At 40.6% G+C, this 18768-nt stretch carries 17 protein-coding genes; 15 read left to right on the top strand and 2 right to left on the bottom strand.

The window, feature by feature from the left end; genetic code table 11:
* Nucleotides 1-3 precede the first annotated feature (3 nt).
* From AC4J95_RS09430 to AC4J95_RS09410, 5 genes are all read left to right on the top strand, one after another.
* A complete protein-coding gene (locus tag AC4J95_RS09430; protein ID WP_494549670.1) occupies nt 4-792 on the top strand; it encodes a dihydroorotate dehydrogenase electron transfer subunit in 789 nt (262 codons plus the stop codon).
* Nucleotides 792-1709: a dihydroorotate dehydrogenase gene (locus AC4J95_RS09425; protein WP_494549662.1), complete on the top strand. Its 918-nt coding sequence runs from the start codon at nt 792-794 to the stop codon at nt 1707-1709. The genes AC4J95_RS09430 and AC4J95_RS09425 overlap by 1 nt, the downstream gene beginning before the upstream one ends.
* On the top strand, nt 1709-2425 hold the full coding sequence (pyrF, locus tag AC4J95_RS09420; protein ID WP_494549661.1) for an orotidine-5'-phosphate decarboxylase: 717 nt from the start codon (nt 1709-1711) through the stop codon (nt 2423-2425). Before AC4J95_RS09425 ends, pyrF begins: the two co-directional genes overlap by 1 nt.
* Nucleotides 2426-3052 carry an orotate phosphoribosyltransferase gene (pyrE, locus tag AC4J95_RS09415; RefSeq protein WP_494549660.1) on the top strand — a complete coding sequence of 209 codons (627 nt, stop codon included), beginning with the start codon at nt 2426-2428 and terminating at the stop codon, nt 3050-3052. It abuts the gene before it with no gap.
* A 309-nt stretch (nt 3053-3361) separates the two neighbouring features.
* Nucleotides 3362-4378 carry an AI-2E family transporter gene (locus AC4J95_RS09410; RefSeq protein WP_494549659.1) on the top strand — a complete coding sequence of 339 codons (1017 nt, stop codon included), beginning with the start codon at nt 3362-3364 and terminating at the stop codon, nt 4376-4378.
* 23 nt (nt 4379-4401) lie between these two features.
* Here AC4J95_RS09410 and efbA read toward each other — a convergent pair whose 3' ends face one another.
* Nucleotides 4402-6105, bottom strand: a complete 1704-nt coding sequence (gene efbA, locus AC4J95_RS09405) for a fibronectin-binding protein EfbA (RefSeq protein ID WP_494549658.1) — start codon at nt 6103-6105, stop codon at nt 4402-4404.
* Nucleotides 6106-6186: 81 nt separating this feature from the next.
* On the bottom strand, nt 6187-7854 hold the full coding sequence (locus AC4J95_RS09400; RefSeq protein ID WP_494549657.1) for a phosphoenolpyruvate carboxykinase (ATP): 1668 nt from the start codon (nt 7852-7854) through the stop codon (nt 6187-6189).
* 173 nt (nt 7855-8027) lie between these two features.
* Here AC4J95_RS09400 and AC4J95_RS09395 point away from each other — a divergent pair, with 173 nt between their 5' ends.
* From AC4J95_RS09395 to aroA, 10 genes are all read left to right on the top strand, one after another.
* A complete protein-coding gene (locus tag AC4J95_RS09395) occupies nt 8028-8588 on the top strand; it encodes a homeobox domain-containing protein (protein WP_316403611.1) in 561 nt (186 codons plus the stop codon).
* 477 nt (nt 8589-9065) lie between these two features.
* Entirely contained in the window at nt 9066-10076 is a 1011-nt protein-coding gene (gene trpX / locus AC4J95_RS09390; protein ID WP_494549656.1) for a tryptophan ABC transporter substrate-binding protein, read from the top strand.
* A 4-nt stretch (nt 10077-10080) separates the two neighbouring features.
* Nucleotides 10081-10962 (top strand): ABC transporter permease, encoded by an 882-nt coding sequence (locus tag AC4J95_RS09385; RefSeq protein ID WP_494549655.1) that lies wholly within the window; start codon nt 10081-10083, stop codon nt 10960-10962.
* Nucleotides 10963-10966: 4 nt separating this feature from the next.
* A complete protein-coding gene (locus AC4J95_RS09380) occupies nt 10967-11749 on the top strand; it encodes an ABC transporter ATP-binding protein (RefSeq protein ID WP_494549654.1) in 783 nt (260 codons plus the stop codon).
* 388 nt (nt 11750-12137) lie between these two features.
* Nucleotides 12138-13016: a shikimate dehydrogenase gene (locus tag AC4J95_RS09375; RefSeq protein ID WP_494549653.1), complete on the top strand. Its 879-nt coding sequence runs from the start codon at nt 12138-12140 to the stop codon at nt 13014-13016.
* Between the two features lie 21 nt (nt 13017-13037).
* Nucleotides 13038-14078 (top strand): 3-deoxy-7-phosphoheptulonate synthase, encoded by a 1041-nt coding sequence (gene aroF, locus AC4J95_RS09370; RefSeq protein ID WP_316403616.1) that lies wholly within the window; start codon nt 13038-13040, stop codon nt 14076-14078.
* Between the two features lie 16 nt (nt 14079-14094).
* Entirely contained in the window at nt 14095-15153 is a 1059-nt protein-coding gene (gene aroB / locus AC4J95_RS09365) for a 3-dehydroquinate synthase (RefSeq protein WP_494549652.1), read from the top strand.
* Nucleotides 15154-15156: 3 nt separating this feature from the next.
* Nucleotides 15157-16317, top strand: coding sequence for a chorismate synthase (aroC, locus tag AC4J95_RS09360; RefSeq protein WP_494549651.1), 1161 nt, complete (start codon nt 15157-15159; stop codon nt 16315-16317).
* A 16-nt stretch (nt 16318-16333) separates the two neighbouring features.
* Entirely contained in the window at nt 16334-17407 is a 1074-nt protein-coding gene (locus tag AC4J95_RS09355) for a prephenate dehydrogenase (RefSeq protein ID WP_494549650.1), read from the top strand.
* Between the two features lie 4 nt (nt 17408-17411).
* Complete coding sequence (gene aroA / locus AC4J95_RS09350; RefSeq protein WP_494549649.1) at nt 17412-18683, top strand: 3-phosphoshikimate 1-carboxyvinyltransferase; 1272 nt, start codon at nt 17412-17414, stop codon at nt 18681-18683.
* The last annotated feature ends 85 nt before the right edge of the window (nt 18684-18768 follow it).

Raw genomic sequence — 18768 nt, 5'->3', positions numbered from 1 at the left:
GCGATTTATAGGGAGGCCGTTATGAAGCAGGAAATGATGACGATTGTTCGTCAACAAGAGTTAGCACCGAGAATCTATGAGCTGGTTTTAACCGGAGAATTAGTCAAAGAAATGACGATGCCTGGGCAGTTCTTGCATATTCGCGTACCAAGAAGTGATTTATTATTGCGCCGTCCCATTAGTATTAATCAATACGATCAATCCGCAGGCACCTGCACGATCATTTATCGTGTCGAAGGTGATGGGACCAGCTATTTTTCTGAAATGTCCGCTGGCGAACAGCTGGATGTGATGGGACCTCTGGGCCATGGCTTTGAGATCGACAGCTTGAATGCCGGAGACACTGCCTTTATCGTGGGTGGCGGGATCGGAGTTCCCCCTTTATACCAGCTTTCAAAAGAACTTAAGGCAAAAGGGGTAAAGGTCATCCATTTCTTAGGATTTGGGACACAGGAAGTGGTTTATTATGCGGATGAATTCCAAGCATTAGGTGAGACGCAATTTTCAACCGATGATGGAACGTTCGGTATCCAAGGCAATGTCGGTAATTTATTGTTGGCAGAAGAACGCCAACCAGACGCGGTCTTTGCTTGCGGCAATAACGGTCTTTTAAAAACAGTCGAACAATTATACAGCGAAGTCGCCAATGTGCAGCTTTCATTAGAATCCCGCATGGCTTGCGGGATGGGCGCCTGCTATGCATGCGTCTGTCATGTACCTGAGGATGAAAACAAGAGTGTCAAAGTATGTGAAGACGGGCCCGTTTTCCAAGCAGGGGAGGTCATCTTTTAATGAGTATTGCAGTGAAGTTACCCGGATTAGATCTGAAAAATCCGATTATGCCGGCAAGCGGATGCTTCGGATTTGGTAAGGAGTATGCGGATTACTATGATTTGAATCAATTGGGCGCCATCATGATCAAGGCGACTACACCAAAAGAACGCTTTGGAAATGCAACTCCGCGCGTAGCCGAAACACCAAGCGGGATGCTAAACGCGATTGGTCTGCAAAATCCCGGCATGGACGTCGTGCTAGAAGAGATCCTACCAAGTTTAGAAAAGTATCAAGAACTGCCCATCATTGCCAATGTGGCAGGTGCTTGCGAAGAAGACTATGTTGAAGTTTGCGCTAAAATCGGTGACGCACCAAACGTCAAAGCCATCGAATTAAATATTTCATGCCCAAATGTAAAACACGGCGGAATCGCTTTTGGGACCGATCCAGAGGTTGCTTATCGATTAACGAAGGCAGTTAAAGAAGTTGCCACTGTTCCCGTCTACGTCAAATTAAGTCCCAACGTGACCGATATTGTACCGATCGCTAAAGCCATTGAAAAAGGTGGAGCGGATGGTTTCACTATGATCAATACCTTACTTGGCATGCGGATCGATTTAAAAACGCGCCAACCAATCTTAGCCAATAGAACCGGCGGCTTATCCGGTCCAGCCATCAAACCAGTCGCAATCCGGCTGATCAACCAGGTGGCTGCCGTTAGCGAACTGCCGATTATCGGCATGGGCGGTGTGCAAACCGTTGATGATGTCTTAGAAATGTTTATGGCTGGAGCAAGTGCCGTAGCAGTTGGAACTGCCAACTTTACCGATCCATATATTTGTCCAAAACTAATCGACGAGCTGCCGATTCGCATGGCAGAGCTTGGGATCGAATCTTTGGAGCAGCTAAGACAAGAGATTAGAGGAGGGATCTAATGGAAAATCGACCAATTATTGCTTTTGACTTCGCTTCAAAACAGGAAATTGAAACCTTTTTAACCCATTTTCCCATCAGTGAAAAACTATTCGTGAAGATCGGGATGGAACTTTTTTATCAAGAAGGACCAGCAATCGTTAATTTTTTACGTAGTCAAGGACATGACATTTTCCTTGATTTGAAGCTTCACGACATTCCTAATACCGTACAAAAAGCAATGCGGGGGATTGCAAAGATGGGCGTGAAAATCACGAATGTTCACGCAGCCGGCGGTGTGGAAATGATGCAAGCAGCGAAGCAAGGGTTGACTGAAGGAACAAAAGAGAATCAAACAATTCCTGAATTAATCGCTGTCACACAATTAACCTCTACCAGCGAAGAACAAATGCATGAGGATCAGCTAATCGAGGTCAGTCTGCAAGAAAGCGTGCTGCATTATGCAAAATGTGCAGAAAAAGCTGGATTAGAGGGCGTGGTTTGTTCGGCCCATGAAGTAGAAAAAATCCATCAAGCAACAAATGTTAATTTTATCTGCTTAACCCCGGGAATCCGTCCGCAAGGTGCCAGTGTCGGCGACCAAAAACGCGTAATGACACCGGCTAAAGCCCGTGAGATCGGCTCAAATTATATCGTAGTTGGAAGACCCATCACGCAAGCTGAAAATCCTTATGAAAGTTATTTACAAATCAAAAAAGAATGGAACGGTGAAGCATAAATGATCGCAGAACAAATCGCTAAAGACTTATTATCAATCGAAGCAGTCTCTTTAAGCCCCGACGAGCCTTTTACTTGGGCAAGCGGACTCAAATCACCTATTTACTGTGATAACCGTGTAACGATGAGCTATCCAGAAGTACGCCGTGCAATCGCGCAAGGCTTAGCCGCAAAAATTAAAGAAGAATTCCCCAATGTTGAAGTCATCGCAGGAACAGCAACGGCAGGTATCCCGCATGCTGCTTGGGTAGCAGAAATCCTAGATTTACCAATGGTTTACATCCGCAGTAAGGCCAAAGATCACGGTCGCGGCAACCAAATCGAAGGCCGGATAACTGAAGGACAGAAGATGGTTGTGATTGAAGACTTAATCTCTACTGGTGGCAGTGTGCTAGAAGCTGCTGTTGCGGCAAAACGCGAAGGCGCAGATGTCTTAGGAGTTGCAGCAATCTTCACCTATGAGCTAACTAAGGGCAAGAAGAATTTCGAAGAGGCTAACACACCTTTGGTTACCTTAACCAACTACTCAACCTTGATTGAAAGTGCCTTACAAGAAAATTACATCAATCAGGAACAGCTTGAGCTGTTAAAAAAATGGCGGAAAGATCCTGAGAACTGGTTGAACTAACTAAAAAGCATCTTCGGGTGCTTTTTTTGCTCCACCTTGTATTGAAAAAGATGTTGTTTTATTCATCATATTAATGACCAGTAACAGGATTGTTACTGGTCTATTTTTAATTCCCTCATGCTATTTTCCTCTTATAAGTATATTAGAAGCCCAAAATAACGTTTAATGGTATAGTATTTTCAGTAGATTTTTAAACTAGCATGTCGTCAACTTTATTAGTTTGGATGGAAATAGTTTGCAGATTGAGAAATTTGCTATTGTTCTGTCCGACATGTAAGAAACACATTTAAATGAATAAGAGGGTTTAGTATGTACGAAAACTTTGTAGGCAATCTTCGTTTACGAAGATTCACGGTCTTAGCACTGGTTATCTTCATTTTATTTTTAGTTAGGGATTTTATGACACCGATATTGTTAACGTTCATTTTCACGTTGATCTCGGTCAAAATCGTCAAATTTGTTCAACGCTATATTAAAGCACCGACATTCTTACTGGCGACCATTCTTTATCTGTTTGAATTGTGGCTTTTGTATCTTTTAATCTCAAGATATTCAACTATTTTAATTGATCAAGTCATTTCAACCTACAATTCAATCGTTCATTTCTATCAACATAAAGAATTCAATTCTGACGTGGTAACGAACTTTATTTCTAGTTATTTTAAGAACCATAACTGGCAAGATAAGGTTGAAAGCGGTGCTGGAATCATTTTGGAACAACTTCAAAATGTTGGTCGCCTAGCCATCGCTTTTATTGTCTCGTTTATATTGAGCTTTTTCTTCATGGTAGAGAAGGAGAAAACGATCCTGTTTTCAAAGAATTTTCTGAGTAGTAATTATGCGTGGTTTTTCCAGGATTTGTTTTACTTTGCCAGAGTCTTCGTTGAAACATTCGGTGTTGTCGTGGAAGTACAATTACTGATTGCGATCGTCAATACAGTGATTACCACAGTTGGTTTAGGGCTGATTGGTTTTACGCAATTACCGACATTAGCGATCATGATTTTCTTCTTAAGCTTAATCCCTGTTGCTGGAGTGATTTTTTCTTGTATTCCGTTAACGCTGATTGCTTATTCAACCGGGGGAATACAGACCGTCATTTACGTATTGATTTTGATCGTGGTGGTTCATTGTATTGAGGCCTATATCTTGAATCCGAAGTTTATGTCGAGTCGGACAAAGCTGCCAATATTTTATACTTTCGTTATTTTACTAGTTAGTGAAAAATTCCTAGGTGTATGGGGATTGATCGTAGGTATTCCAATTTTCAATTTCTTCTTAGATATATTAGGGGTAAAAATTCGTACGAAATTGACACAAGGCTAGGACAAAAAAATGGAGCAGCCAGATTAGGCTGTTCCATTTTTTCGTAATTGCTCAACAACTGATTCTTCTGGGGTCACGAACAATGTCTTTTGATTTTCATATATCACAAATCCAGGCTTAGCACCATTCGGTTTATGAACATGTTTGACTGCGACATAATCAACAGGGACCTGTGCCGATTGCCGGAATTTTGAGAAGTAAGCCGCTAATTCAGCAGCTTCTAGCAACGTTTCTTCACTAGGGGTATCATTCTTTACAATGACGTGCGAGCCCGGAATATTTTTGGCATGCAGCCAAATATCGCTTTTCCGCGCTTGTTTCAAGGTCAATTGATCATTTTGCAGATTATTTTTTCCAACAAAGATTTCCGTTCCATCACTTGCAACAAAGCGTTCTGGCTTAGAAGGTGCCTGCTTGCGATTTTTCTTGCTGCGTTTCTTCTTTAAGTAGCCGCTGGCAATCAGCTCTTCTTTGATAACTTCAATATCCATTGGTCCAGCGATTTCTAATTGAGCTAAGACGGATTCGAGGTAGGCAATTTCATCCTTAGCCTCAGCAATTTGATCGTAAATCAATTTAACCGCATTTTTCAGCTTTTGGTATTTTTGGAAATACTTCTGTGCGTTTTGATTAGGGGTTAATGCGGGATTCAATTTGATCGTTATTGGCGCATTGTCCTCATAGTAATTCTGCAATTCAATGCTTTCCGCTCCCCGTGGCACTTGTGCCATGAAGGTGGTTAGTAATTCACCATCACGACGAAAATCTTCTGCATTCTCTGAATCTTTCAAAGTTTTTTCGCGTTTAGCTAACTTGGTTTGATTGCGCTTGATCTCATTTTCAACTTTACGAATCAAGTCATTTCCTAATTGCTTTACGCGATCCTTTTCTGCTTTTTCTCCATAAAAACCATCAAGTAAAGCGCTCAAGCTATTGTACGCGGTACTTTCTTCGAAGGTTTCAAAGTCCAGCGGCGCAAAAAATTCCTTGTTATTTTTGAGTCCCAACGTCGGTATAAGTTCGGATTGAACGGTATCCCAAAAATCAGCCCAAACAACCATTTTTTCATTAGGTCTTTTCTTTAAGCGATAAACCAGTTCTTCTGCAGTATCGCGACCCAATCCTTGGAAATTTTGCTGCAAATATCGTCCATCCAACGTTTCGGCAGTTGAAAGAATCTGGAACACTTGCTCCTTATTCACATGAAACGGATTCAGCTGCTGTTGCTTCGGCGGTTCAATATATTCGCTGCCAGGCAAGATAGAGCGGTAAGTATTCTGTGAATGCCCAATATGTTTGATGGCATCCAAAATTTTTCCCGTTTGCTTATTCAACAGGATAATCGTTGAGTGACGTCCCATTAATTCAACGATCAGAACGATATTTTGCAAATCACCTAATTCATCACGCTTACTGAAGGTAAAGTGAACCACACGATCATTTTCGACTTGATGAATATCCTCTAAAATTGCTCCTTCTAAATGTTTCCGCAACATCATCGCAAAATTAGGCGGATTATCAGGATTCGTATAGGCAATTTCAGTTAGTTGGATTCGAGCATAACTAGGATGCGCTGAGAGTAGTAACCGTCTATTTTTCCCTTGAGCGCGAATAACTAGTATAACCTCATTTTCATAGGGTTGGTGGATCTTAGATATTCTTCCAGTAACGAGTTGTTCTTTCAATTCGTGTACCATTGCATGGGTAAAAACTCCATCAAAGGACATTTTTTATCCCTCATTTCTATTCATTGTAGGTCTATTATAAACAAAAAAACGCCAGTGACCAAGCAAGTCACTGGCAAAATCCTAGACTGTAATTGTTTCCTTGTAATTATGAAGTTGATCTAATAGATATAGGAGCATTTGTTCTGCCTCATTTGGCAGGCGATCATAACCGCCTTGATAGGTCTTACGGGATTGAACAAATGCTAGTCGAGTCTCTAAACGAGTCATTAAATGAATCAAGTAGTGGTGGCTGTTAAAGTCTGGTTCATGTTTTTTTACTGGTAGATAACTAATACCTGAAAGTGGACCAAAAGGCTTGAAATCTGCAGAGCCGTCAATGATTTTCTCAATACTGCCGAGCGTCTCATCTGGCGTTACTTTTCTTCCTTTAAAATCACCAGTATTTAAGATATAGCAGTCAGTTTTCATTTTCTCAAACAATTCTTTGAAGTCTTGATAGTCTTCTTGCAAAGGATAACATCGGAACGGATTGGCAAATGGTTCGATAACTAACTGATCAGCTGTTTCACCAACCACATTTTCTGCGGTTGAACGTTTTGTAGCAAGAGTCGCACCAAATACAGCAGCAAGTGATGGATCTTCAATCTTGATTAGTGGCGGCAAGCTGTCATCTTTCATAATCCAAAATAGACCATCAACCTTTTCGGCAATGTGATCGACTCGATTTGGTGTAGCATAGCGGCTCTTGATACTGCGCCCATTACCATTACGGATATCTTCGGTCACTAGTACTTTTTTGTTTTCCTCATCCAAGGTGACACCGACATTTTGCGCAGTAACAATATATTTGATTTGTTCGCTAGACATCGGATAGTCCTGTGTCTTATCAAAATAAGCTGGTTCAAGAGCGGTAGTCGATCCTTTTTCTTTTGAAATAACAAAGGCATCATCATGAAGAACATGAACTTCTCCTTTATTTTTTGGTTTAGCTAAAGTAATAGTGGACTTGCCTGAGCCTGATAAACCAAATGCAGCCATTGTATATTTTTTCTTGTCAAGCAAATATTGTTTCATGCCACCGTGACAAGCAATAAAACCATTGCGATGTGCTGTTGCCCATGCTAACGTCAAAGTCGCCTTTTTTAATTCGCCAAAATAACGCAGTCCCAATATACCAGCACAATTATGCAGCGGATCAATCACAACTACGCCATCAGGGAAGTCAGGGTGGTGCCAGTCTGGATCCGCAAAAATAAAAATATCACCAGTATGAATCTCGTCAGATTCCTGATAAAACTGATGCTTTGCATCACCAATTTGAAAATTCAATAAATAAGAATAGAGGTTCGGACTATAATCTGCAGGGACCATCAAATGTGATTTGACGGTGAATTCCTCATCTAAACCTACGATGACTTCCCCGGAATAGAATTTTTTTGAACGTGCTTGAAAAACTGCTTCTCGCAGAAGCTCACTGTAAAAGTCCGCATCAATTCCCTGCTGACCGATGATTCTGCGCGCTGCTGCTGTTCGACCTACAATATTGCCATCATTAGTTACTAAAACCTTGGCGTCAGTAGGTAGCTGTAATCGGCTGGTGTAGGCGACATCAAGGTCAGTCGTAATCGTTCCAGGGCTGGACTTCGCTAATGCATAAGCATCTGTGAGATGCCGGATACGTGTCACGTTATTTCCGTAGAACGCTGTTTCGATTACACTGCGAATATTGGAAAACAGACGGTTCTTCTTGTTGATGTCTTTGTGCGAAAAATGTTCAATGCTGCTCATCATAAAACCTCCTCATAATAAGTTGTCATTATTATAATATCATTAAAATAAAACGCTCACAATCAAATATAGAACACGAAATTTTTTTGATTTACGCAAAAAAATCATTATGCTTGTTGCTGGTAGCGTTTTTAAGATAAAAATAATATAATGATAAGTAGGGAGGCGTTATCATGGAACGATATTTAGTATCAGTAAAAGAGAAAATGATTATATTTTGGCGTAAATTCATAATTATAGTATCTGAAAATGAACGTCGATCCTTAATCATAGCCGCAAGTTTAGTAATTTTTGCAGTAGTATTTTCAACATCTGCCGCCTTTGCTCAGAAAACGATTCGCCAAGATCAATTAGATGAATTAGTTTTTGATGCTTTAAAATCTGATCATTTGATTCCACTTGATTATCAAATGGTGGATAAAAAGATCCAAGATACTAAAGCAATTTCCATCATGTTCAGTCAGCCAGATGGGACATCTTTTAAGAATGTAATGACTATTCTTGACGACCCCAATCAAAAAATGATGTTGAATCGTAAATTCTATTATTATCCAGTCGTCTACGATAGTGAGACGATCGCAAAAAAGTATAAACTCGATCCTCGGCAAGTGACATTCATTTTCTTTCACAATGGGAAGGAAAAAAATCGCTTTGTCGTCGAAAGTTTAAAGGATTTAAACAACGAGTTTATTCCCGAACTTAACCGATTACCAATGTGGGACCTTAAAAATTAAAATGAGATTTCGAATAAAATAAATGAGTTTTTTTTAATAAAAAGAGTTGACAGCCGATTTTTTTTCCGCTAAACTAACTTCAACATAAAAAAAGAGGAGTGACATTCATGAGACATGCAAACTTATCTAATCAATTGAATAGCTGGCAAAACTGGCGTAGATAAGTTGTATTTATGAATTCACTCATAGATACAACGTTTAGACAACTTCTAAATTTTGTATCTATGCTGGATATTTTTCATGCTTATTCCCGCATAGAGACCATCTATGCGGTTTTTGTTTTTTTAAGACAACTACCGTGAAATTTTGGGTAGTTGTCTTTTTTGCGAGTTCCTCTTCGTGCTTTAGCAGGATTAGAGGAATCGTATGCGTACGAAAATAGAATTATTTTTCTGATTTGTAGAAAAATAATTTCCTTAGTTCTGAGCTAGCTTTCATCAAATCAGTGGAAAATCAAAAAAATCGGAGGAATAAACAATGAAAAATAAAGGAATTATTGGATCAATCATCGCATTAGCAGTTGTACTTATCGGAGTTTTTGCTTATCAAATGGGGTCACGACAGACAGGAGCCTCAACCGAAAAAGAAGAAATGAAAACAGTTGGAATTTTACAATATATCAGCCATCCATCGTTGGATCAAATCAAAGACGGCGTGATTCAAGGATTAAAGGACGAAGGATATGAAGAAGGTAAAAATATCAAGATTGAGTTTTTAAACGGTCAGGGAGATCAAAGTAAATTAAATAGTATGAGTCAACAACTACTGGAAAAAGATTCAGATGTTTTAGTTGGGGTCGCTACCCCAGCGGCAAAAGCGTTGGCAAACGCGACCAGCGACAAACCAATCATTATGGGAGCAATCAGTGATCCAATTGGTGCAGGCTTGGTCAGTGATCTGAAAAAGCCAGGGGGCAATGTTACTGGTGTTAACAACTTAACTCCAGTGGATCAGCAATTAGATATGGCTAAAGAGCTGTTTCCTGATGCAAAAACAGTTGGAATGATTTATTCATCTTCAGAAGAAAATTCAAAATCACAAATCGAACGAGCGGAAAAACGGGCGACAAAAGATGGCTTAACGGTTAAAAAATATGCAATCAGTTCAAGTAATGATATCGCTCAAATTACACAACAAGCTTGTCAGGAAGCCGATTACCTTTACATTCCGCAAGACAATACAATTGCCAGCGCGTTTCAAACGCTAATCAACGAATCAGATAAAGCGAAAAAACCAGTATTTGTCTCTGTTGACAACATGGCTAAAGAAGGCGGAATCGCTACAGTTGGACAAAATCAATTTGATTTGGGAGTTGAAACTGGAAAAATGGCTGCTGATGTTTTAAGCGGTAAATCTAACCCATCAGACACTCCAGTTAATGTAATTGATTATGGTGATATGATTATTAATGAAGACAAAGCTAAGGAATTAGGTATCACGATTCCAGAAAAAATTAAAGAGAAAGCAGAAGTAGTTAAAGGGGAGTAGACAGATGGTAATTTCAGCGATAGGACAAGGATTTTTATGGGGAATCTTAGGTTTGGGAATTTTCATGACGTACCGAATCTTAAATTTCCCGGATATGACAACAGAAGGTTCGTTCCCATTAGGTGGTGCAGTCTGCGTGACTGCCATCACTAATGGCGTATCTCCGTTTCTTGCAACTCTTTTAGGAATTGTTGCAGGAATGTGCGCCGGTTTTATTACCGGCATGCTTTATACAAAAGGAAAAATCCCGGTCATTTTAGCTGGAATTCTAGTCATGTCGGGACTGAACTCGGTGATGCTGTTCATCATGCAAACACCTAACCTTTCATTACTTAAGCAGCCTAAAATTCAAGATTTCTTTACAAGTTTAAACTTACCAGACCATTTTGATATCGTCTTGTTAGGCTTGATCGCAATTTTAATCATCATCGCGTTATTACTATTTTTCTTCTTCACCGATTTTGGACAGGCTTATATCGCTACTGGTGATAACGAAAACATGGCTCGCTCAATCGGTATCAATACTGATCGTATGAAGGTGATCGGTCTGACTTTGTCAAATGGTGTCATTGCTCTATCCGGTGCGTTGATTGCACAAAATGACGGTTATGCAGATATTGGTAAAGGAGTCGGCGTGATCGTTATCGGATTAGCTTCTATCATCATTGGTGAGGTATTGTATGGCGAAGTAACCTTCATTGAACGACTAGTTGCTATTGTTTTGGGTAGTATTATTTATCAATTATTGATCTTGCTCATCATCAAAGCTGGTTTAGACACGACTTACTTGAAGATTTTCTCTTCAATCATTTTAGCACTTTGCTTAATGATCCCTCGTCTAAAAGAAGCATTGAATTTGAAGACTGGGCTAGAGAAGGAGGAGTGATCGTATGAATGCAGTTGAAGTAAAAAAAGCAAACAAAACCATCAGCAATGGAATCAATGACAAACGGAAAATTTTGAATAATGTTGATTTAGCGATTGCTCCCGGCGAATTCGTCACTGTTTTAGGGGGGAATGGTGCTGGAAAAAGCACATTATTCAATAGCATTTCCGGCAGTCTGCAATTAGACAGCGGAACGGTCTCAGTGATGGGGAAGGATTTGACTAAACTCTCTGAAGAGCAGCGAGCGACATCAATATCCCGAGTGTTTCAAGATCCGAAAATGGGAACTGCACCGCGACTAACGGTAGCAGAGAATTTAGGCCTAGCAGAGAAACGCGGTAAAAAGCGCCGATTACGCCAACGTCAACTCAACCAGAAGAAAGAAATGTATCGGGAATTGTGTAAATTAGTTGGAAATGGACTAGAAAATCATCTCGATACGCCAACAGGATTTCTTTCCGGTGGTCAGCGGCAGGCCTTAAGCTTGTTGATGGCAACGATCACGAAACCAGATTTACTATTACTTGATGAACATACAGCTGCGCTAGATCCTAAGACGGCAAAACATTTAATGCTGCTGACGGATCAACGGATTAAAGAAGAAAATCTAACCTGTTTGATGGTCACCCATAAAATGGAAGATGCTTTACATTACGGCGATCGCGTGATCGTGATGGAAAAAGGGGAGATCATTAAAGATATCAGCGGAGAAGAGAAAATGCGCATGACGTTAGCGGATTTATTCCTGCTTTTTGAAGAGGGCGAAACAGTAGCTGAAGTAATGTAAATAAACTTTTTTTACAGAAAATTAAAATAATGGGTTGACTTATCGGAAAAACAAATCTATACTAAGTTCAATCTTAAATCAGTTTGGAGCGATTTTTATGAATACGAATAAGAGTACGCACACACAACTGAATAATTATTACTTTAGCTATTTTAGATAGGTTTGTGTTCATGATTCATGGATGCAAACGACAACAAGTTTGTATCTATGATGGCTAAGGATTTTAAGTTCGACTTAATGCCACATAGATGAAAATCTATAGTGGCTTTTTCTTTGGTATTATTTTGGGAGACTAGGCTCATTGTAGATTTTCTACAGTGGGCCTTTTTCGTTTTCAAAATGGCTGATTGAAGGTTGACTACTATTTATAATGAAGGAGTGAGGAAAGATGGAGAATGAAATTTCAGGAAAGACACGATTAGCCGGATTGTATGCACTACCTGCAAGACACAGTTTTTCACCAATCATGCACACAACAGCGTTTCAAGCAACAGGGGTGGATGCAGTTTATCTGAGCTTTGACGTACAGCCAGAGAGACTTGGCGATAGCATTCAAGCCATTCGTGATCTTGAAATGCTGGGAGTTAACTTATCGATGCCTCACAAGATGGCAGCCATCAACTATGTGGATGAGCTTAGTCAAGCTGCTCGTTTGATCGGAGCAATCAATACTATTGTGAATCAAGACGGGAAGTTAATTGGACACATCACCGATGGAATTGGGTGTATGAAAAGTTTAAAACAAAACGGTATTGAAATCATTGGTAAAAGAATGACGATTCTTGGTGCTGGTGGTGCTGCAACTGCGATCATCACTCAAGCAGCAATCGATGGTGTAAAAGCAATTGATGTTTTCAATATTAAAGATGATTTTTATCAAAAAATCGAACCCAAGCTTGCAATAATCGCTGAGGAAACAAATTGTCAGATTCAGCTACATGACTTAGCAGATGAACAGCAGTTATCCGACTCTTTAGCAGCAAGCAGCTTATTAGTCAATGGAACAAGCATTGGAATGGCGCCAAATACAGATCAAATGCCGTTACCTGATGCCACAATGTTAAGAAAAGACCTACCGGTGTTCGATGTCATTTATCATCCAGGCGAGACAAAACTCTTAAAAGCAGCAAAAGCGACTGGAGCAACTGCTGTTAACGGCTTAGGAATGTTGCTATTCCAAGGAGCTGCGTCTTTTGAATTATGGACCGGCAAGGAAATGCCAGTCGATCAAATCCAACCGTTATTGGAAAATGAACTAAAAAAATAAAAAGTGAAGGAAGTTATTATTATGATCTTAATTATTAAAAAAGGGATTCAAGAATCAGAATTATCTCCTATCTTATCTCGTATTAAAGAAGAGGGTTTAGGTGTACAAATCAATCATGGGAAAGATCGTTTAGTACTTGGTCTACTAGGTGATCCAAAAATTATTCAAAATGTACCTTTCCAAGCATACAGTGTGGTTGAACGAGCAGTAGCTATTTCAAATACCTACAAGATCACCTCAAGAGAATTCCATCCACAAGATACAGTTGTTGATGTAGATGGTGTAAAAATCGGTGATGGCAGCTTTGTAACAATGGCTGGTCCTTGTTCGGTTGAAGGTGAAGAACAAATCATGGAAACTGCTCGGATGGCAAAAGCTGGTGGCGCACAAATTCTACGTGGCGGAGCTTACAAACCTCGGACTTCTCCATACGCTTTCCAAGGATTAGGCGAAGAAGGATTGAAAATCATGCGTAAAGCTGCGGATGCTCACGGCTTGAAAGTAATCACAGAGGTGATGGATGAAGCCCACATTGATGTTGTCTGTCAATACGCGGATATTATCCAAATCGGTGCCCGCAACATGCAAAACTTCCGTCTTTTAGAAGCAGTTGGTAAAACCGGAAAACCAATTGGATTAAAACGGGGCATCTCAGGTACGATCCAAGAGTGGTTGAACGCTGCGGAGTACATTGCAGTTCAAGGAAATTCAAATATTATTTTCATTGAACGCGGGATTCGGACTTACGAAACGGCGACTCGGAATACGTTTGATTTAAGTGCTGTTCCATTGATTAAGAAATTGAGTCACTTCCCAATCATTGTTGACCCAAGTCATGGTACTGGTGTATGGGATCTAGTTGCACCGATGGCACGGGCAGGAGTTGCAGCTGGGGCAGATGGAATGATCGTGGAGATTCATCCAGACCCATTACACGCTTGGTCAGATGGAGAACAATCATTGAATGAGAAAAATTACCTGCAAATGATGAGCGAAGTTGAGATTATGGTAGATGCGATGAAGAAAATCAAAGAGTTAACTAAAGAAACGTCACTTATCTAGTCGGGAGGAAACCTTCATGGAAATTGTTTTACCAGATAAGAGCTATGAGATCATCGTAAAACGACACGGCTTAGATTCAGTTGGTGAATGGATTGCCTCACTTTGGCAAAATAAAAAAATCGCCATCATCAGCGATGAAAACGTCTTTCCAATCTACGGTGAGAAAATTCGCCAACAATTATCCGAATATGAGGTTTGTTATTACACGGTTCCAGCTGGCGAAAGCAGCAAATCATTAGAGATGGCAAATAATCTTTATGATTTTTTAGCTGATAACCAATTTACCCGCAGCGATGCAATCATCGCATTGGGTGGTGGGGTCGTTGGAGATTTGGCTAGTTTCGTCGCATCAACTTATATGCGAGGGATTGCTTTTGTACAAATTCCGACCTCTTTACTGGCTCAAGTCGATTCGAGTATTGGCGGGAAAACAGCCGTTAATTCTAGTAAAGCCAAAAATATGATTGGCACCTTTGCCCAACCAGATGGCGTTTTGATTGACCCAGAAACATTGAACTCTTTGCCGGAATTACGAGTACGAGAAGGAATTGCTGAAATCATCAAATGTGGTGCAATTAGTGATGCTTCACTATGGAAGGATCTTGAAAAACTAACAGGAATTCAAGATCTTCTGGAGCATAGTGAAGCGATTATTCAAAAAGCTTTACAGGTGAAGAAAACAGTCGTCGAGGAAGATGAATTTGATAATGGCTTGCGTTTGTTATTAAATTTCGGCCACACAATCGGACATGCAATTGAAAATACCGCAGGATATGGAGTAATTAGCCACGGAGAAGCTGTGGCGATCGGAATGGTAAAAATATCCCAAATAGCTGAAGAAAAAGGACTATCTCCGGTAGGAATGACAGAAAAAATTAAGATGATGAATCAAAAATATCACTTACCAAACGAGTACCAGCCTTGGGAAGCCGAAAAATATTTCAATGCGATCACCCATGATAAAAAAGCACGAGGAGATAGCTTGAACATCATCTTACTAAAAGAAATTGGACAGGCCTACATTCAGAAAATCAATATGACAGAAATCAAAGACTTTTTAGTAGAAGGGAAGTAGTTTATGCGTTACTTAACAGCTGGAGAATCTCATGGACCAGAATTAACGACGATCATCGAAGGTGTTCCAGCCGGACTTACACTTTCCGTTGAAGCGATCAATCAAGAGTTGTCTCGCAGACAAGGCGGTTACGGGCGCGGCGGGCGTATGAAGATCGAAAAAGATCAAGTTCGAATTACATCTGGCGTTCGTCACGGCAAGACATTGGGCTCCCCAATTACCATGATCGTAGAAAACCGTGACTGGAAAAATTGGCAGAAAGTCATGTCCGTTGAACCCGTCGAAGAAAAAGCGGAGAAATTACGGCGAGTAGCAAAACCACGACCAGGCCATGCTGATCTTGTTGGTGGCATGAAATACCATCACAGTGATCTGCGAAATGTATTGGAACGGTCATCTGCTAGAGAAACAACGATGCGGGTTGCTGTGGGTGCCTTAGCTAAACAAATACTGGCTGCCGTAGACATCGAAATCGTCAGTCATGTAGCAGTACTTGGCGGAATTGAAGCAACTGTACCAGAAAAACTAAGTGTTAAGGAAATCCAAGCTAAAACAGCCGTCTCTGAAGTCAATATGGTGGATGTAACGGTAGAAGAATCCGTCAAAGAATTGATCGATCAAACCAAAAAAGCGGGAGATACCATCGGTGGAGTTGTGGAGGTACGAACTGATAACGTACCAGCAGGACTAGGAAGCTACGTTCAATGGGATCGCAAGCTTGATGGCAAGATCGCACAAATCATGCTAAGCATCAATGCCTTTAAAGGAGTTGAATTCGGCATCGGATTTGAAGCAGCTCATCAACCTGGCTCTAAAGTCATGGATGAAATTGTTTGGGACGAAGGCTACAGCCGAACAAGCAATCATCTTGGTGGATTTGAAGGTGGGATGACTAATGGTGAGCAAATTATCGTTCGCGGTGTCATGAAGCCAATCCCAACATTATACAAGCCACTTATGAGTGTTGACATCGACACGAAAGAACCTTACAAAGCTAGTGTTGAACGTTCAGATAGTACTGCCGTTCCAGCTGCTTCAGTGGTAGCAGAACACGTCGTGGCAACCGTATTAGCGGAAGAAATTTTAGAAAAATTCTCATCAGATACAATCGATGAGCTACAGCAAGCAGTAGCTGAATATCGTCAAGCTATCAAAAACTTTTAAGAGAGAGGGTGCGTCTATGAGAAAGAAAGTGTTCGTCTTAGGACTTGGTTTAATCGGTGCTTCACTTTGCAGAGCAATCAAACATCCATCTATCGAATTGTTTGGCTGGGATTATTCAGAAGAAACCCGAGAAATTGCTCAAGAAGTCGGACTGGTGGATCAAATTGCTTCTATTGAAAGAGCACCTGAGATGGATGTCATTATTTTAGCCGTACCCGTCCTATCAACATTGCATTATTTACACGAACTGGCGCGATTACCGCTACGGCAATCTGTAATCGTTACTGATACCGGGAGTACAAAAAACGAGGTTATGAGATTAGCGAAAACATTGCCATTTACCTTCATCGGCGGACATCCAATGGCGGGATCCCATAAATCAGGGGTTAAGGCGGGAAATCCAAATCTTTTTGAAGAAGCCTACTATATTTTAACACCTCCTGAAGGAACTGATGTAGAACCCTTAATCGAACTGCTAGAACCAACGCGAGCAAAATTTGTTGTGATTGAACCAGACTCCCATGATGAAATCGTTGGTGTGCTAAGTCATTTACCACACATCGTGGCATCTGGTTTGGTAAAAATGAGTGATCAGTTAACAGAAACTCACCCGCGAGCAACACAACTTGCAGCCGGCGGGTTCCGTGACATCACAAGGATTGCTTCATCAGATCCGCAAATGTGGACGGATATCCTATTAACAAACCGTGAGATCTTATTGGAATTAATTTCAGGATGGCAGGCTGAAATGTCCAAGATACACGAAAGCTTATTGCAGGAAGATCAACCAGCAATTTATGACTTTTTCAGTCAGGCTAAACATTCTCGTGATCATTTGCCAACTAAAGATCGTGGTGTCATTCCAGCGTTCTATGATCTGTATGTTGATATTCCAGATATTGCAGGCGCAATTGCGAAAGTGATGACACTCATCAGCGAAGCGAATATCTCAATTATAAACTTAAAAATTCAAGAAACTCGTGAAGATATCTTTGGTGTTTTAGAGCTCTCATTTAAAAATCAAGCGGACTTGGAAAAAGGGCAAGCTTTAATAGAAAAAGCGGATTTTCGTTGTCGCAGAAGGAGTTGAACAAATGAAACTATTAAAAACAAAAGCAGGATTAACTGGAGAGTTGACTGTCCCAGCAGATAAATCTATATCGCATCGCAGTATCATGTTCGGCGCAATTAGTCATGGAAAGACGACTGTTCATAATTTTTTGAGAGCTGAGGATTGTCTGAGTACAGTTGCTGTTTTTAAAGCCCTTGGTGTCACCGTTCATGATGATGGCACAGATATTATTGTTGAAGGCAAAGGATTTGAACAGCTTCAAGCGCCAAATAATATGCTAGATGCTGGTAACTCTGGTACTACACTACGTTTGGTGCTAGGAATCTTAGCAGGACAACCATTTGATTCGAAAATCGCAGGAGACGCGTCTTTGAATCGCCGTCCAATGGAACGAGTGATGGGACCATTGCGAAAAATGGGAGGGAATCTTCAAGGAAAATCCGGAAGTGAATTCCCACCTATTGAAGTGCATGGAAGCGAGCTATTTGCTATTACTTATGAAATGACAATCGCAAGTGCGCAAGTAAAATCCGCGATTTTGTTGGCCGCATTACAAGCCGATGGTTTGACCACAATTATTGAGAAAGAAAAGTCACGCAATCATACAGAAGAAATGATCAAACAATTCGGCGGGGAAATTTTAGTAGAAGAAAAAACAATCACAGTATCCGGAGGACAGAAGTTAACAGGTCAGGAAGTAACTGTTCCGGGCGATATCTCTTCCGCTGCCTTTTACCTAGTAGCAGCAACTCTATTACCAGAAAGTGACCTTCGATTGAATCATGTCGGGGTAAATCCAACACGTACTGGAATTTTAGATGTTCTAGCGGAGATGGGGGCTGATATTCAACACGTTGCATTAGATAAAAAAAATCAGGCAGCCGATCTGTTAATTAAAACAGCCGCACTTAAAGGTACAGAGATCGGCGGGGAAATCATTCCACGCTTGATTGATGAATTGCCAATCATTGCTTTAGCGGCAACTCAAGCAGAAGGAACAACTGTGATTCGCGATGCGCAAGAACTGAAAGTCAAGGAAACGAATCGGATTGACGCAACTGCTCTGGAGTTAAACAAATTAGGAGCCAACATTGAAGCAACTGACGATGGAATGATTATCCATGGTCCAACCCCTTTACATGGAGGAGTCGTTGATAGTCACGGGGATCATCGTATTGGAATGATGCTGCAGATTGCGGCTCTACTAACAGATGAGAGTGTCGAGTTGAACAATCCTGAAGCTATCAATATTTCTTATCCGGATTTTTTTACTGATTTAAGCTCATTAATCTAGCTGTTTTAAAAATTGTTCACAATGAAATATCAATCGAGTCATTGGTATAAATAGTATATGGCACATTACAAGTATCTTCAAAAAG

This window comes from Enterococcus sp. GPZ-007 (assembly GCF_059374735.1).
The sequence above is the reverse complement of the archived record's forward strand: the minus strand, read 5'-3'. Positions and strand labels throughout refer to the sequence as shown.

What these genes read in the sequence shown, in the direction of transcription:
- aroA (WP_494549649.1), top strand. Translation starts at nt 17,412, where the DNA reads ATGAAACTATTAAAAACAAAAGCAGGATTAACTGGAGAGTTGACTGTC.
- AC4J95_RS09400 (WP_494549657.1), bottom strand. Translation starts at nt 7,854, where the DNA reads ATGAGCAGCATTGAACATTTTTCGCACAAAGACATCAACAAGAAGAAC.
- aroC (WP_494549651.1), top strand. Translation starts at nt 15,157, where the DNA reads ATGCGTTACTTAACAGCTGGAGAATCTCATGGACCAGAATTAACGACG.
- aroF (WP_316403616.1), top strand. Translation starts at nt 13,038, where the DNA reads ATGATCTTAATTATTAAAAAAGGGATTCAAGAATCAGAATTATCTCCT.
- AC4J95_RS09385 (WP_494549655.1), top strand. Translation starts at nt 10,081, where the DNA reads ATGGTAATTTCAGCGATAGGACAAGGATTTTTATGGGGAATCTTAGGT.
- pyrE (WP_494549660.1), top strand. Translation starts at nt 2,426, where the DNA reads ATGATCGCAGAACAAATCGCTAAAGACTTATTATCAATCGAAGCAGTC.
- AC4J95_RS09425 (WP_494549662.1), top strand. Translation starts at nt 792, where the DNA reads ATGAGTATTGCAGTGAAGTTACCCGGATTAGATCTGAAAAATCCGATT.
- efbA (WP_494549658.1), bottom strand. Translation starts at nt 6,105, where the DNA reads ATGTCCTTTGATGGAGTTTTTACCCATGCAATGGTACACGAATTGAAA.
- AC4J95_RS09410 (WP_494549659.1), top strand. Translation starts at nt 3,362, where the DNA reads ATGTACGAAAACTTTGTAGGCAATCTTCGTTTACGAAGATTCACGGTC.
- AC4J95_RS09395 (WP_316403611.1), top strand. Translation starts at nt 8,028, where the DNA reads ATGGAACGATATTTAGTATCAGTAAAAGAGAAAATGATTATATTTTGG.
- trpX (WP_494549656.1), top strand. Translation starts at nt 9,066, where the DNA reads ATGAAAAATAAAGGAATTATTGGATCAATCATCGCATTAGCAGTTGTA.
- pyrF (WP_494549661.1), top strand. Translation starts at nt 1,709, where the DNA reads ATGGAAAATCGACCAATTATTGCTTTTGACTTCGCTTCAAAACAGGAA.
- aroB (WP_494549652.1), top strand. Translation starts at nt 14,095, where the DNA reads ATGGAAATTGTTTTACCAGATAAGAGCTATGAGATCATCGTAAAACGA.
- AC4J95_RS09375 (WP_494549653.1), top strand. Translation starts at nt 12,138, where the DNA reads ATGGAGAATGAAATTTCAGGAAAGACACGATTAGCCGGATTGTATGCA.
- AC4J95_RS09355 (WP_494549650.1), top strand. Translation starts at nt 16,334, where the DNA reads ATGAGAAAGAAAGTGTTCGTCTTAGGACTTGGTTTAATCGGTGCTTCA.
- AC4J95_RS09380 (WP_494549654.1), top strand. Translation starts at nt 10,967, where the DNA reads ATGAATGCAGTTGAAGTAAAAAAAGCAAACAAAACCATCAGCAATGGA.